A 13,782-nucleotide genomic window follows, 5' to 3' on the forward strand; every position below is an offset into this window, starting at 1 on the left:
ATCTAGATCGCAAGGAGCAGGATGGCGCCGAGCGCCAACACGATGCCTGCCACTTGACGGCTCGACGGACGCTCGCGGAGGATCGTGATCGCTGCCGCAACGGTGAAGAGCGGATAGAGACTTCCAAGCACCGCGTTGATGCCGAGGGGTCCACGCTGGACGGCAAGGACGATTGCGACATTGGCCGCCATGTCGAAGGCCCCGGTGACCACGATCAACCTCCAGGTCCCATGCGGGACAAGGCGGTGCCGGCGTGTGACGATCAGCACACCGAAGGCGACCGGTATCGTCACGGCCCGCGCGGCTGCGAGCGGCCACAGCCCCGAGTCCTCGTGGGTTTGGCCGAGGGCGATGAAGAACACGGCGAAGCCGAACGCCGCAGCGAGCGCCTGAAGGAACAGCCTGCGGTCCAGCCGTCCCGCCCCGGGTTCGGAGGCGAGGATCGCCACGGCGCACCCGGCTGCGATGATCCCGATCCACTGGACCCCCACGATGGATTCTCCGGTCGCGACCGCCCAAGCGACGGGGAGCATGGCGGCACCCGCCCCGATGATCGGAGCAACGATCGACATGGTGCCCGCGGCGAGAGTGGCGTACATGATCGCGAGGCCGATCAGGCCGAAGATGCCTCCGGTCGCGCCCCAGACCAAGTCTCCCCGGGTGGGGTTTGGGGCTGCAACGACGGCGAGTCCGAGCACCAGAATGGGTGTGCCGGCAAGTTGGGACCATGCGGTGACCGTCCACGCCGAGAGCCTGCGGGTCGCCAAGCCACCGGCGAAATCGGCAACTCCGAACATGGCGGCAGACGCGATGGCAAGCAGCTGGGTCATGCAGGGATCGTATGGGTCTTGGCGGATCGTCCCGCCACCGATGCGTCGGCACCCGACGCTCGTGGCCACTGGGTTCTAGGGTCATGCCGTGACTCCTCGTGTCCTTGTCCTCGTCGTGTTGTCGATCGGGCTCATCGGCAGCGCCGACTTCTTCGGTGGCATCGCGTCGAAGCGATCGAGCCCGTTCACGGTCGCGGCGCTGTCCCAGTGGGTCGGCGTTCCCGTCATCACCGTCGTTGCCCTCCTCGAAGGCGGTGCGATGATTGCGAGGGACGCGCAGCTCGGGCTCCTCGCGGGCGTAGGGTCCGCGCTCGGCGTCGTCGTGATGTATCGGGGGTTCTCGGTCGCGTCCGTCGGTGTCGTTGCCCCGATCGCTTCCACGGTCGGAGCCATGCTCCCGATCGTGGTCGGACTCGCCACCGGCGAACGCCCATCAGCGCTCGTTGCCACGGGCTTGGTGTTCGGCGTTGCCTCGGTTCTTCTCGTCGGCTATGTCCGTGGACAGGCCCGGCTGTCGATCCGGGGCGTGGCTCACGGGATCGTTGCAGGCAGCGGCTTCGCTGCCATGGTCGTCATCTACGCAGCCACATCGGAAGCCTCGGGGCTCACCGCAGCCGTATCGGGACGGATCAGTGCCGCGACCCTCGCGACCCTTGCCATGGTGGCGGTCGGGGCTCCTCGTCGGGTGTCGCGAACGGCGGTGAAACCCGCGGTGCTCTCCGGCGTTTTCGCCGGCGTCGGTATGGGGTTCTTCGTGTCTGCGTCACAGGTCGGGGAGCTCGTGGTCGTTGGGGTCGCGGTCGCGATGTTCCCGGTCGTGACAGTGATCCTGGCCGCGTTGTTCCTCGACGAGCGCCTCGTTCGATCGCAGTGGGCAGGAGTCGCCCTTGCCGCTTCCGCCGTCGCCATGATCTCGGTCGGCTGACGGATCATCCGGGACCCGCGGTTTCGCTAGGGTTGACGCCGACGAGGGAGCATCAATGCCGGATGATTCGGAAGAGACCACACCTGTTGTGAACCGCGGCGAGGTCGAGTACCGCGATTCGAGCACAACCGAGATCGACCTTGACGGTGACGGCAGGCCCGACGGCGTTCGCTCGGTCCACACCGAGGTCCGCGAGATCGATGTTGACGACGACGGTGTCGCTGACATCGTCTCGACGACAACGATCGAGGAGACCGCGATCGATGTGGATGGCGACGGTGTCGTCGATGTCATCACGACCGTGGAGACCACCGAGGTGGTCATGGATGTCGACGGCGATGGGGTTGCGGATTCCGTTGACATCACCGAGGTGCGTACGGTTGCGCACGATCTCGACGGGGACGGGATCCCGGATGTCACGCGGACCGATGTCGTGACCGTTTCCGGGATCGATCCGGACGAGGACGGCAACCTCAGGGACATTCAAGCCGACGGTGCCCGGATCTACGGGTTGGACACGACCGGGGACGGCAACATCGACGATGTGGTAGTCGAGGAGCTCGATGTGGAGATTGTCGAGGACGATTGACGGTCAGCAGACCGGTCGCACCGTCGGGTACGGGTTCACATAGATGCCACCGGCGATCATCCCGAGATGCAGATGCGGGGTCCCTTTCGCGTTTCCGGAGTCGCCGACGAAGCCGACCGTCTGGCCCTTGTTCACCCGCTCACCGCTGTTGAGACCGCTCGGCCATTGCGACAGATGCGCGTAGTAGTAGGTCACGCCGTCGTCACCGTACAGGTACACCTGTCTGCCGCCGAGGTAGTGGCTGTTGAGACGCACCGACCCGCTCGTCATCGCCACCAGTTCGGTCCCGTACGCCGCCATCAGGTCGGTGCCCTTGTGGGTGCGCCCACCCGATCGGGGGTAGCCCCACGAGTCGATGAAGTAGGATGAGCCCTTCACGGGGCACACGACTCCCTTGGTCTGGCCGGGAATCCCCGCAGATGGGCCCGATCGGCGTGCAGCGGCTGCCGCTGCTTCCCTCGCGATCCGCGCCTTGTACTTCGCGTAGACGCTCTTGTACTTGGTGCGCGCCTCTTCGTGGGCCTTGTCGGCCTTTTCCCTGCTCGCGGCGAGTGCTTCAACCACGGTCTGTTGCTCGGCCTTGAGGGCCTCGACCTCGGCCTGTTTGTCGAGGAGCTCGACCGTGAGGCGGTCCATCTGCCTTCGGACCGCTCCGAGCTGGTCGAGCTCGGCGAGATCCCTCGTCGTCGCCTTGTCGTACAGCGCCTGGGTGGTGATGAGGTCCTGGATGTTCTCGGCCGTGAACGCGGTCGTCATAACCGAGCGTCCGCCGTTGGTGTAGGCGTCGACCACGAGATCGCGTGCCCGAGTCTCGAGGTTCGAGACATCGAGTCCGTAGGTGCTGATCGCCTCCTCGAGCCGCTCCATGCGCCAGGTGAGGTTCGCGAGCTTGCCGCGGATCCGCTCGTACTCCTCGAGGCCTGCCTCGAGCTCGGCATCGGCTTCCTCGAGGGCGGCGAGCGCCTTGTCCGCCGCCGTCTTGGCCTTCGTGACATCGGACTTCGATTGGGCATTGGCTGTTACCGGCGTCACCACCACAACGGCCAGCGCGACCACGATGAGCAGTATTCGGGACTTCTGCAGATGCTGCATACGAGGCACGAAGCGTAGTGGACCGACCCGGATAGGGGCCAGTCGGCGACTACCGAACGATGAAGGACAGCTTCACGGTTGCCCGGTACGCGGCGACCCGTCCGTCTCGAACATCGGCCGTCTGGCGGGTGATCTCGACGGTCGTGATGCCGCTGACGCTCTCCGCGGCTTTGGCAACGGCCTTGTCGATGGCATCCTCGAAACCGGTCGTTGAGACACCGGTGATCTCGATCGTCTTGACAGCATTCGTCTCGATATCCATGGTGATGAGCTTACCGCCGGTGGCTTCCGCCGCCGCCGCCGAGGACAGCGGACCACTATCGGCCCCCCGGCCACGGGCGGTAAGCTCGGGGTGTGAAGCGAGATGTTTCCTTTGCCCCGAGGCGGACCACCGTTTCACCGGTTCTTGGTGGTGCCTTCGCCCTTGTGTTCCCGACGGTGATCGGTGTCATGGCGCTGTCGGTCGGGTTCAGGGAGGGTGGCGACATGACCGACTTCGCCGGCTCGGTCGCCGCCTCGATCCTGTTCCTCATCGTCGCGCCCACCGCCTGGGTGCTCGCCTTCCCGTTCATCGATGTGACGCGATTCACCGTGATCGTGTTCGGCATGGTGACGAGCGCCCCGCTGTGGTGGCTCGCCGGGGTCGTGATCGCACGGATCTCCCAACACTGGACCACCTGGATTCGCCGCTATCTGGCCGTGTCGGTCGTGTGGATGGTGGTGAACATCGTCATGATCGCCCTCGCCGCATCCCTGACCAGCTGATCAACAGTCAACAGATAACAGATAACAGATAACAGACATCTGACTTCTGGCTTCTGGCTTCTGGCTTCTGGCTTCTGGCTTCTGGCTTCTGCCATCTGAAAAAGTCGTAGCCTCTCACCTATGGACCTCACCGAAGCGCTGTACACGACCCGGGCGATGCGCCGGGTGTCCTCTGATCCGGTACCAGACGAAGTCGTCCGCTCGATGCTCGACGCGGCGATCCGTTCACCGTCGGGCGGGAACGCGCAGAACTGGCGGTGGCTCACCGTCACCGACCGAGCAACGATGCGCGAACTTGGCGTCCTGTACGCCGCGGCGTGGGCCCAGCTCACCGAGACGCTCTATGCGGGAAAGGCGGAGCAGGCGGCAGCGTCCGGGGACAAGACGACAACCCGCGTGCTGAAATCGGCACAGTGGCTCGCCGACAACTTCGACACAGTGCCCCTCGTGGTGTTGCCGTATCACCGCAACGACCCGACCGGTGCATCGATCTACCCGGCGGTGTGGAGCCTCATGCTCGCCGCACGGGGTCACGGGATCGGCACCTGTCTGACAACCGTACTCGGCCTGTTCAAGCATGCCGAGGTGGCGGATCTGCTCGGCGTGCCGACCGAGAAGGGCTGGGTGAACGCCGCTGCCGTGGCCTGTGGCTATCCCCTCGGTCGTTGGGGTGTCGCGAAGCGTCCTCCGGCCCATCGCGTCACCTACGCCGAATCGTGGGGGAATCCTCCGGCGTGGACGGTCGATGAGCCGCTGTGGAACCCGGACAACAGCGAGTAGTACCGGCGTCTCAGAACAGACGCGGGCGGAAAAGCTCATCGTGGGTCCGGATTGCGTACCGGTCGGTCATCCCGGCGACGAAGTCGATGACTTGGGTGAGATCGTCGGCTTCGGGATGCTGATACGACGCGGGGAGTTCGTCGAGATGCTCGAGGTAGTAGGTGACGAGATCACGGACGATCTCTTTCGCGCGTCGCTGCTGGTTCTGGACCTCCCGCCGGAGATACACCCGCTCGAACATGAACGCCCGCAGCTCGTGCATCGCGTTGAGCTTGTCAGGCTCCATCGTGATCCTCGATTGCCGGTAGGACTCGTCGATGACCGCTTCGACCATCGTTCCGACCCAGTCCCTTCCCGGCTCCCCGAACGCTGCCAGGGCCGATGATGGAAAGTCCCTCGTTTCGAGCACCCCCGCCCTGATCGCGTCGAGGGCATCATGCGCGAGATAGGCGATCCGATCGGCGTACTTGACCACATCACCTTCGTGTGTGGTCGCCCGCTCCGACACCTTCCACGGGTGCGTTCGGATCCCCGAGAGCACCTCGGGAGTGAGGTTGAGCGGTTCGAGGACCTGGAAGATCCGGACGGATTGCTCCGAATGCCGCCACTCACCGTCGACGAACTCCGACAGGGCATCCTCCCCCGTGTGGCCGAACGGTGAGTGACCGACATCGTGCCCGAGACACACCGCCTCCGCGAGCGCCACATTGAGCGACAGCGCTCTCGCAATGGCCCTTCCGACCTGCGTCACCTGGAGCGTGTGGGTCATGCGGGTGACATAGTGGTCGCCCTCCGGGTTCATGAACACCTGGGTCTTGTGCTTCAGGCGGCGGAAGGCCTTGGAATGGATGATGCGGTCCTGGTCCCGTTCGAAGGCGGTTCGCCACGGGTCGGGCTCCTCGACCTGTGCCCGTGGCGAGGCGGTCGATGATCTCGTCGCCCCCGGGGCAAGGAGCTGGTTTTCCTCGGCCTCGGCGATCGGTCGTGTGCGGAGGCGGAACTGGCTCATCGGGGTGCCAGGGTCGGCGGCACTAGATGAAGCGTTCACGCAGCCGGGAACTCACATAGTCCATCGTTGCGACGACGATCGCGATCGCAAGCATCTGGGCAGCGGCAGCCCGGTACTGCAACAGGTTGATGTTCTGCTGGAGGAGGAATCCGATTCCGCCACCTCCGGCGAATCCGATGATGGTCGACATCCGGACATTGATGTCCCACCGGTACATCGTGAACGAGATGTACGGCGGCACGATCTGGGGGATCACCCCGTAGACGATGGTCTGGAGCCGTGTGGCGCCGGTCGCCCTCACGGCCTCGATCGGCCCGCTGTTGATCGACTCGACCTGTTCGGAATACAGCTTGGCGAGGGCCGCGGTGGTGTGCAGTGCGAGGGCGAGAGCACCAGCGAACGGGCCGATCCCGACCCAGACGACGAAGATGATCACCATCACCAGCGGCTCGATCGACCGAAGGCCGTTGAACACGGTTCGTGACAGGTAGTAGACCGTGAGCCCGATGTTCTGGGACTCGGCCTTTCGGATTGCCTTGACGGACAACCACATCCCGATGACGGCACCGATGAGGGCAGGGATATAGACCGTCGCGAGGGGATTCTCGAGCAGGTAGAACCAATCGACGATCGCCCCGATCGCCATGGCGACCAGTGCACCTGCCACCGCGGACAGCACGAGGGTGAGGCCGTTCACGGCCCGCCGCGACAGCTTCGCGTTGAGTGCGTAGCCGAGCTTGCTCGCCGCAAGCGCCAATGCGAGGGCGCCGATCAGAGCGGAACCCACCGGGATGAGGATGTCGCCCATCTCACCGAGCGTGACCACGAAACTCCCAAGGAAGGTAGCGCCAGGGATCAGGTCGATCATCCAGTCACCGATCACGACCAACAGGTCCGCCACGACATACGCGCCGATGAGGGCGAAAAACCCGACGGTGACGAGCGCTGCCGCCCGAAGCGTCCTGATGGAACGAGAGGGTCTTCCGGGATCCTCGGGTGGGAAGGCCCAGCGCAGGAGGAAGAACACCACCGCCGCGATGAGGGCAAGTGCGAGAAGGAGGGTCAGCGCGTTGGCGTCGGCGAGCCCGTCGAGCGATCTCGCCCAGCTCGAGCCGAGCACGCCGATGACGACGCCGATCGGAAGGGCGATGAGGGACATGGCGAGGTTGACCACCGGAACGGTGACATCTCGCATCAGGTTCCGGGACGCAAGGAAGCTCAACGGAACGGCGAGCATGGTCCCAGCCGTGGTCGCGAGGAGCGCAAGCATCACCGTCTCGACGATGCGGTCCCAGGTGTTGATTGCGTTGTCAGAGAGGCGTGGCGACAGGTCCGTCTGGTCGGCGACCGACACGATCCGGTACTGGGTGCCGTCGGTTCCGTCGAAGAACACGAGCGAGACATGGTCAAGGGACGCACCGGGGGCCCCTGCGATTTCGAGACGGTTCGTTTCGGCAAAGGCAACCTCGTTGAAGAACAGATCATCGGTCGCATCGGTGGGAGTCTGGTCGGCGTTGACGAGTCCGAAGCTCTGGGGGCTCGGTCCTTGCCACGCGAAGTCCTGCGAGATCGAACCGGTTCCCGTGAGCTGGATCGAGTCGTTGCCATCGGGAAGGATCGGGTCGTGGCCGATGTCGGTGCTGGTGAGCCCCTTCCCGGATCCGGTCGTTGCCTCGAATGCTCCGCCCCAGCTGATGAAGTCGAGCACATTGTTGTTTTCGTCGATGATCGTGACACCGCCGGGGACCCTGACATCGAATCCGGCAAGCACGATCTCGTAGGTCGACAGGTCGCTGTCGCTGTCGGGAAGGACGCTGTCATCGCGGATCCCATTGGCGTTCGTGTCGGTCCAGACCTTTTCGCGCGAGGTCCACGATCCGATGTTGGTCTGGGTCGTGACCCTGACGATCTGGGGGTCGGGGGACTCGCGTTCGGGTGCAAGGAACGCCAGCTCGAAGGTGCCGTCATCGAGGATGTCGACACGGCCCATCGGGAGGACGATGTCGAAGTCCGAGATCGGCACGAAATCGATAATCGCCCGCTGTCCCGGTTGGAAGCCGGTTCCGCGAACGGTCATCTCGTCACCGGGGTTGGCACAGTTCGGGGTGACGGCCACCGTCCCGCCTTCGGCTGACGGAGGCGCTGGTTCGGGGTCCTGCCCATCACACGGTACGAAGACATCCGTGTCGATCACGACATCGCGCTTGTCGTAGTGGATCAGGTCGGGATGGGCGAGTGCGCGAAGGATCTTGAAGAGCTGTTCCTGGCGCGTCTCGGACTGGATCTCATCGAGGGAGACATCGGTCTTGGCAAAGGCGAATGCGTAGACGACGAACACCGTCAGGATGACGATCGTGACCATGAGGGCCCGGCGCCACCCCTTGCGTTTGCCGTTCGAGGCAATCGGGCCGGTGGCTTGCGAGTCAGCCAATGCGCTCGGCCTCCTTGCCGTAGATCTCCTTGAACTTGTCGTCGTCGATCTGCGACGGCGTCCCTTCGAAGACAAGCTTGCCTTCGTTGAGCGCGATGACACGGTCGGCGTATTCGTGCACGAGATCGAGGAAGTGGAGCGAACAGATCACCATGACGCCGTCTTCGTCGTTGATCAGCTGGAGGTACTGCATGATGCTGCGCGCAAGCACCGGGTCGAGGCTCGCGACGGGTTCGTCCGCAAGCATGATTTCGGGATCCTGCATCATGGCGCGTGCCACGCCGACTCGCTGCTGCTGGCCGCCGCTCAGCTCGTCGGCGCGTGCATTCCACTTCGCTTCGAGACCGACCCGTGCGAGCTGGGCGTGGGCCTTGTCGATATCCGCTTTCGGGAACCTATTGACGACGCTGAGTGCCGGGTTCAGATACCCGAGGCGCCCCGAGAGCACATTCGTCAGGACCTTGGACCGGCTGACGAGGTTGAAGTGTTGGAACACCATGCCGATGCGTCTCCGCACCCGCCTGAGTTCCTCCTGGGATGCCTGCGTGATGTCGATGCCATCCCAGGTGATGGTGCCGGATGTCGGTTCGATGAGTCGATTGATGCAACGCAGCAGCGTTGATTTGCCCGATCCGCTCAGCCCGATGACGGCGAGAAACTCGCCACGGTCAACCTCGAACGAGACCTCGTCGAGGGCCTTGGTCCCGCCCTCGTAGACCTTCGTGAGATTCTCAACCTTGAGCATGCATGGTCCCGTCTACGAAAACGGGCGGGGGAACAATCCCCCGCCCGTTCTCATCGATCGTGATCCTCGGTTAGAGGTCGTCGACGGTCAGGTCGAGCTCTTGGACAAGCGCACGAATGTAGTCGAACTCCGAGTCGTTCGTCTCGAAGACACCGTCCCAGGAATAGGCGTCGAATGCCGTCTCGAAGCCATCCGGATCGTTGGCCGCGAACGCGGCGAGTGCCGTCAGGAACTGTGTCCGGACATCCTGGGGGACATCGGGACCGAAGCTGACCGTGTCGTTCGGGATCGGCTGGCTCAGCTCGAGGATGCGAACCTTCTGGATCACATCGGGAGCTTCTTCCCTGATGTTCCGGCGAGCGTCTCTCGGGAACACCCCGTCACAGTCGATCTGACCGTCCCCATCGAGGGCACACGCAGCGACATTCTCCGCGGGTACATCAGCGCCAGCGGTCGTGCCGTCCCAGATGACTTCGTCGTCTCCGTCGATGGACGGGCTGAAGAACACGGTTCCGAAATCGGCCTCACCGTTGTAGACGGCCCGCACGACCGCCGAGTGGCCCCCGGCTTCGAAGGTCTCACCTGCTTCGATGCCGTTCTGGCCGAGCATGCCGCTGGGAACCAGGAATCCGGAGGTCGAACCCGCATCCGGGTACGCCCACTTCAGACCGGCGAGGTCGGCGAGCGTCTCGATGTCGCTGTCGCGTTGGACGATGAACTCTGCCCAGTACTCGGTGTAGTCGAAACGCAGCGACTTGAGGGCCACCTCGATGCCGCACAGGTCGTTTCCGAGGACATATGCCGTCGCCGGGATGAACCCGATCGTGTTCTCGGGCGATGCGCACATCTCGTTGATCGTCGCCGCGTACGAGGTCGGGACGCTGACCTCATAGGTCAAGCCCGTCGCTTCCTCGAGCGTTTCCTTGAGGATCTCGCCACCGGCGATGATCTCTTCGGCGCTCACCGAAGGAACGAACAGCACCTTGATCGGGTTGTCGGGTGAACCGACCGCCGGTCCTGGCGCTTCCGTTGTCGTTGTTGTGGTCGGTGCCGCCGTGGTTGTGGTGGCCTCGGGTGCACCCGTGGTCGTCGTGTCGTCACTGTCGCTTGAACACGCCGCGATCACGAGCGCGAACGCGACGAGCAGCATCAATCCATATCGTTTCTTCATTGTCTTGATCTCCCTCCGGTGAGAGCCCGCTCTCACCGGCGACATGTTAGCGATGACTTGGTTGCGATGTTCGGTCAGCGGGCCGTTTCGTGGACGAGTGCCTCGAAGGCATCCCAGCCGTCGACATCGATCGCTCCTGGCACCGGATGATTCCATGGCCGGACGAACCGACACACCGTTCGGTCGGGTCGCCGTTCGACAAGCATTTCGAGATTGTGTGGTCCGTCGTCGAGGTAGATGTCACAGTCGACCGTCCATTTGCGGCGGGCGATGTGGACCTCCCGCGTGGGAAGCCGCTTGTCAGCGATCCACCCGAAGGTCTCGGGGACGGCCCACGAGGGTTTCGTTGTCACGATGACGATCTGGTGGTTCTTGGCGAGCCGCCGGAGCGCGGGAAGCGCTTCTGGATACACGGGAAGTGTCGCGAACAGCCCGGGACCGTCACCGTTTCTTGCCCACTCCCAGAAGTCCTGCTCGTCGACGAAGCCTGCGAGGTCGACCATGGCGTTCCAGTGGTCGACGAGGTCGGGGGTGAGGTCGGTTCCCCTTTCCGTGTTGAACCGTGTCATCCACCCCGAGTTGAAGTCGGCCACCACGCCGTCGAGGTCGATGCCGAGGCGCATCGCTACTCGTCGATGATCTGGCCGTCGAGGATGGTGGCGACCACGGCGACCGGGTCAACTGCACCGTCCTCGTCGGCGGAGATGAGGTCGTCCTTGTCGGGGACCTCGAGAGGGAGTGACTCGGTCAGCACCGGCTCTGCGTCGGCCGATCGGAACGCGACGGTGATGTCGGCACCGAGATGCTGGCGTGTCGCGGTCGTGATGGCCGCCGCGATGTCGCGGTCGGCTTTGAGCTGCTCGAGGTGGAAGTGCATGTGTGCGGCAACCTCGAAAACGATGGTCGAACCTTCCTGATGTCGCGGCGCCGCTTCGCGCAGAAGTGCTTGGCGTCTGGGTCCGACGGCATCGCGGATGTCTGCCATGATCGCCGGCCACGCCTCGAGGAAGGCTTCGAGGTCGATGGTGTTCGCTCCGGGATCGACGACCGGCTCGGGGCTCGTGGCCGGTTCGTCTGGTGCCGCCGCTGGCTGTGTGGTGGTCACCTGCGCCGGTTGTGTCGTTGTTGGCTCCTCGAAGGGTCGATCGTCGGCCAACGATTCCGTGTCCACGGCCGGTGGGACCGTGAGGGTGGCGGGGGCGCGGTCGGACGTCCCCAGTTCGGATAGGTGTCGTTCGAGCCTTCCGATCCGGGCGTGGATCCCTTCGATCGACTCAACGGTTTCGGGTCTCGTGAGCCGGATCATCGACAGCTCCACGACGAGCCGCTCTTCTCGCCCTTCGCGGAGTTGGAGAAGAGCTGCGGACAGCTCGTCGATCGTTCGAAGGACTTCGTGACTGGACAGGACGGTCGCCTGTTGCTTCCACACATCGATGGCTTCGGACGATGCATCGACGATCTCTTCGATGTTCGCTGCGTACTGGGCGAGGAAGATGCCGCGGAAGTGGGCGATCGCATCCGCGACGAAGCGCCGGAGATCGGTCCCTCGCGATGCGAGTCTCCCGGTGAGGGCGAGCGCCCCGGCACTGTCGCCTTCGGAGATCACGGTGACGAGTTCGGAGAAGACCTCGCGGTCGGCGAGCCCGAGTGCGGTTGAGACCCCGGTCGCGGTGACCGTTCCCGCGCCGAGAGCAGCGACCTGTTCGAGGAGGCTCATGGCGTCGCGAACCGAGCCGCCAGAGTGCGCGGTGACGGCTTCGAGGGCTCCGCGGTCGGCCGTGAACCCTTCCTGTGCGGCGATGGTCTCGAGGTAGGTGATGAGCGTCTCGCTCGGGACCGGATGGAAGTCGAAGCGCTGTGCCCTCGAACGGATCGTGTCGAGCAGCTTGTAGGGCTCGGTCGTCGCGAGTACGAAGATCACATGCTCTGGTGGTTCCTCGAGGATCTTGAGCAGTGCGTTGCCCGCTGCGCGGGTGAGCATGTGGGCCTCGTCGAGGATGTAGACCCGCCTCGATCCTTCCACGGCGGTGACGGTGCTCGCATTGACGCGGATTTCTCGCACATCTTCGACCTTGTTGTGCGATGCTGCGTCGAGTTCGATCACATCGAGGGACGAACTGTCGATGATCGCAATGCACGAAGGACACTCGTTGTCGGGTTCACCGTCGTCGGAGCGGTTTGCGCAGTTCAGCGACTTGGCGAGGAGCCGTGCGGTCGTTGTCTTGCCGGTCCCTCGCGGTCCCGTCAGGAGATACGCGTGGGCGACCTTGTCATCGATGACCTCCCGTGCAAGGGTTGCCGTCACATGGTCCTGGCCGATGACTTCGTCGAACCGTTGTGGCCGGTACTTGCGGTAGAGGGCCTGATACTGCATCTCTGCAACAGTAGACCGCTGGTGTGTCAGACAGAACCCGACAGGGTCCGCTTTCGCGGGGTCGGGTGCGTTGGTCGGGGCTGTCGGGTCACTACCCTGAGGTCATGCCCCGGATGCCCAAAGACATGCAGCAGCTCATGCAGCAGGCCCAGCAAATGCAGGCGCAGATGGCGGCTGCCCAAGAGGCGCTCGCCGCGAAGACCTACAAGGGAACCGCTGGCGGCGGCGTCGTCACGGTGATCGTCAAGGGAACGGGTGATGTCCTTTCGGTCGATATCGATCCCGCGGCCCTCGACCCTGAGGATCCCGAAATGGTTGGCGACCTCGTCGTCGCGGCACTGAATCAGGCGTTCGGTGCGATGCACGCAGATGCGCAGACCGCGCTCGGTGGTGCCACCACGGGCCTCGACCTCGGCGGCATGCTCGGGTGATGTTCGAGCCTCCCGTCCAGCGGCTGATCGATGAACTCGCGAGGCTCCCCGGTGTCGGGCACAAGAGCGCCCAGCGGATCGCGTTCCATCTCCTGAATGTCGAAGAGGCAGACGCGCAGCGCCTCGCCGATGCCATCACCGACATGCGAACCTCGGTGCGGCTCTGCCAGCGTTGCTACAACATCACCGCCGAGGTCGAGTGCTCGATTTGCAGCGATCTGCGGCGTGACACGACGCTGGTGTGTGTCGTCGAGCGGGCGCAGGACATCCCGGTGCTGGAACGGACGCAGTCTTTCCGGGGCCGGTACCATGTCCTCGGCGGCGCGATCAACCCCATCGGCGGCGTCCACGAGGAGAACCTCCGCATCAAGGAACTCATCGACCGGGTCGAGATCGAAGGGATCACCGAGGTCATCGCCGCGACGAATCCGACCCTCGAAGGCGACACCACGGCCATGACGATCGCTCGGCGCCTCAAGCCACTCGGCGTGACCGTGACGCGTCTCGCCAGCGGTCTCCCCGTCGGCGGCGACCTCGACTACGCCGACGAGGTCACCCTCGGCCGGGCCATCGCCGGCCGCCAGCAACTCTGAGGCCAGCGCTGCACGATGGCTTAGCGCGCGGGTTCCGAGGGCGGGGT

Annotated in this window: 15 protein-coding genes; 6 read left to right on the top strand and 9 right to left on the bottom strand. The window is 64.2% G+C overall.

Going from position 1 to position 13,782, the window contains the following annotated elements:
* Positions 1-2: 2 nt before the first annotated feature.
* Entirely contained in the window at positions 3-830 is an 828-nt protein-coding gene (locus tag R2823_03335) for a DMT family transporter (GenBank protein MEZ5175220.1), read from the bottom strand.
* Between the two features lie 88 nt (positions 831-918).
* Between R2823_03335 and R2823_03340 the strand changes: the two genes are divergently transcribed.
* Positions 919-1,755 (top strand): DMT family transporter, encoded by an 837-nt coding sequence (locus R2823_03340; protein MEZ5175221.1) that lies wholly within the window; start codon positions 919-921, stop codon positions 1,753-1,755.
* A gap of 55 nt (positions 1,756-1,810) precedes the next feature.
* Positions 1,811-2,344, top strand: coding sequence for a hypothetical protein (locus R2823_03345; GenBank protein MEZ5175222.1), 534 nt, complete (start codon positions 1,811-1,813; stop codon positions 2,342-2,344).
* 3 nt (positions 2,345-2,347) lie between these two features.
* Here R2823_03345 and R2823_03350 read toward each other — a convergent pair whose 3' ends face one another.
* Entirely contained in the window at positions 2,348-3,436 is a 1,089-nt protein-coding gene (locus R2823_03350; protein MEZ5175223.1) for a peptidoglycan DD-metalloendopeptidase family protein, read from the bottom strand.
* Between the two features lie 49 nt (positions 3,437-3,485).
* Positions 3,486-3,698, bottom strand: a complete 213-nt coding sequence (locus tag R2823_03355; GenBank protein MEZ5175224.1) for a dodecin family protein — start codon at positions 3,696-3,698, stop codon at positions 3,486-3,488.
* Between the two features lie 92 nt (positions 3,699-3,790).
* Here R2823_03355 and R2823_03360 point away from each other — a divergent pair, with 92 nt between their 5' ends.
* Positions 3,791-4,201 carry a hypothetical protein gene (locus tag R2823_03360; protein ID MEZ5175225.1) on the top strand — a complete coding sequence of 137 codons (411 nt, stop codon included), beginning with the start codon at positions 3,791-3,793 and terminating at the stop codon, positions 4,199-4,201.
* 120 nt (positions 4,202-4,321) lie between these two features.
* Positions 4,322-4,981 carry a nitroreductase family protein gene (locus R2823_03365; protein ID MEZ5175226.1) on the top strand — a complete coding sequence of 220 codons (660 nt, stop codon included), beginning with the start codon at positions 4,322-4,324 and terminating at the stop codon, positions 4,979-4,981.
* Between the two features lie 10 nt (positions 4,982-4,991).
* Here R2823_03365 and R2823_03370 read toward each other — a convergent pair whose 3' ends face one another.
* The 6 genes from R2823_03370 to dnaX form a co-directional block, all read right to left on the bottom strand.
* The gene (locus R2823_03370) at positions 4,992-5,990 is read right to left on the bottom strand and encodes a deoxyguanosinetriphosphate triphosphohydrolase (protein MEZ5175227.1); all 999 of its coding nucleotides are present in this window, start codon (positions 5,988-5,990) and stop codon (positions 4,992-4,994) included.
* 22 nt (positions 5,991-6,012) lie between these two features.
* Positions 6,013-8,421 (bottom strand): ABC transporter permease subunit, encoded by a 2,409-nt coding sequence (locus tag R2823_03375; GenBank protein ID MEZ5175228.1) that lies wholly within the window; start codon positions 8,419-8,421, stop codon positions 6,013-6,015.
* Positions 8,414-9,166, bottom strand: a complete 753-nt coding sequence (gene phnC, locus R2823_03380) for a phosphonate ABC transporter ATP-binding protein (GenBank protein MEZ5175229.1) — start codon at positions 9,164-9,166, stop codon at positions 8,414-8,416. Before phnC ends, R2823_03375 begins: the two co-directional genes overlap by 8 nt.
* A gap of 70 nt (positions 9,167-9,236) precedes the next feature.
* Complete coding sequence (phnD, locus tag R2823_03385) at positions 9,237-10,337, bottom strand: phosphate/phosphite/phosphonate ABC transporter substrate-binding protein (protein ID MEZ5175230.1); 1,101 nt, start codon at positions 10,335-10,337, stop codon at positions 9,237-9,239.
* 74 nt (positions 10,338-10,411) lie between these two features.
* On the bottom strand, positions 10,412-10,960 hold the full coding sequence (locus R2823_03390) for a hypothetical protein (protein MEZ5175231.1): 549 nt from the start codon (positions 10,958-10,960) through the stop codon (positions 10,412-10,414).
* A gap of 2 nt (positions 10,961-10,962) precedes the next feature.
* Positions 10,963-12,711, bottom strand: coding sequence for a DNA polymerase III subunit gamma/tau (dnaX, locus tag R2823_03395; GenBank protein ID MEZ5175232.1), 1,749 nt, complete (start codon positions 12,709-12,711; stop codon positions 10,963-10,965).
* 104 nt (positions 12,712-12,815) lie between these two features.
* Between dnaX and R2823_03400 the strand changes: the two genes are divergently transcribed.
* Positions 12,816-13,142 carry a YbaB/EbfC family nucleoid-associated protein gene (locus R2823_03400; protein ID MEZ5175233.1) on the top strand — a complete coding sequence of 109 codons (327 nt, stop codon included), beginning with the start codon at positions 12,816-12,818 and terminating at the stop codon, positions 13,140-13,142.
* The gene (gene recR, locus R2823_03405) at positions 13,142-13,735 is read left to right on the top strand and encodes a recombination mediator RecR (GenBank protein MEZ5175234.1); all 594 of its coding nucleotides are present in this window, start codon (positions 13,142-13,144) and stop codon (positions 13,733-13,735) included. Before R2823_03400 ends, recR begins: the two co-directional genes overlap by 1 nt.
* Positions 13,736-13,782 lie beyond the last annotated feature (47 nt).

This window comes from Acidimicrobiia bacterium (genome assembly GCA_041393965.1).
Lineage (GTDB): Bacteria > Actinomycetota > Acidimicrobiia > Spongiisociales > UBA5794 > UBA5794.

What these genes read in the sequence shown, in the direction of transcription:
- R2823_03335 (MEZ5175220.1), bottom strand. Translation starts at nt 830, where the DNA reads ATGACCCAGCTGCTTGCCATCGCGTCTGCCGCCATGTTCGGAGTTGCC.
- R2823_03345 (MEZ5175222.1), top strand. Translation starts at nt 1,811, where the DNA reads ATGCCGGATGATTCGGAAGAGACCACACCTGTTGTGAACCGCGGCGAG.
- R2823_03350 (MEZ5175223.1), bottom strand. Translation starts at nt 3,436, where the DNA reads ATGCAGCATCTGCAGAAGTCCCGAATACTGCTCATCGTGGTCGCGCTG.
- R2823_03355 (MEZ5175224.1), bottom strand. Translation starts at nt 3,698, where the DNA reads ATGGATATCGAGACGAATGCTGTCAAGACGATCGAGATCACCGGTGTC.
- R2823_03365 (MEZ5175226.1), top strand. Translation starts at nt 4,322, where the DNA reads ATGGACCTCACCGAAGCGCTGTACACGACCCGGGCGATGCGCCGGGTG.
- R2823_03370 (MEZ5175227.1), bottom strand. Translation starts at nt 5,990, where the DNA reads ATGAGCCAGTTCCGCCTCCGCACACGACCGATCGCCGAGGCCGAGGAA.
- phnC (MEZ5175229.1), bottom strand. Translation starts at nt 9,166, where the DNA reads ATGCTCAAGGTTGAGAATCTCACGAAGGTCTACGAGGGCGGGACCAAG.
- phnD (MEZ5175230.1), bottom strand. Translation starts at nt 10,337, where the DNA reads ATGAAGAAACGATATGGATTGATGCTGCTCGTCGCGTTCGCGCTCGTG.
- R2823_03390 (MEZ5175231.1), bottom strand. Translation starts at nt 10,960, where the DNA reads ATGCGCCTCGGCATCGACCTCGACGGCGTGGTGGCCGACTTCAACTCG.
- dnaX (MEZ5175232.1), bottom strand. Translation starts at nt 12,711, where the DNA reads ATGCAGTATCAGGCCCTCTACCGCAAGTACCGGCCACAACGGTTCGAC.
- R2823_03400 (MEZ5175233.1), top strand. Translation starts at nt 12,816, where the DNA reads ATGCCCCGGATGCCCAAAGACATGCAGCAGCTCATGCAGCAGGCCCAG.
- recR (MEZ5175234.1), top strand. Translation starts at nt 13,142, where the DNA reads ATGTTCGAGCCTCCCGTCCAGCGGCTGATCGATGAACTCGCGAGGCTC.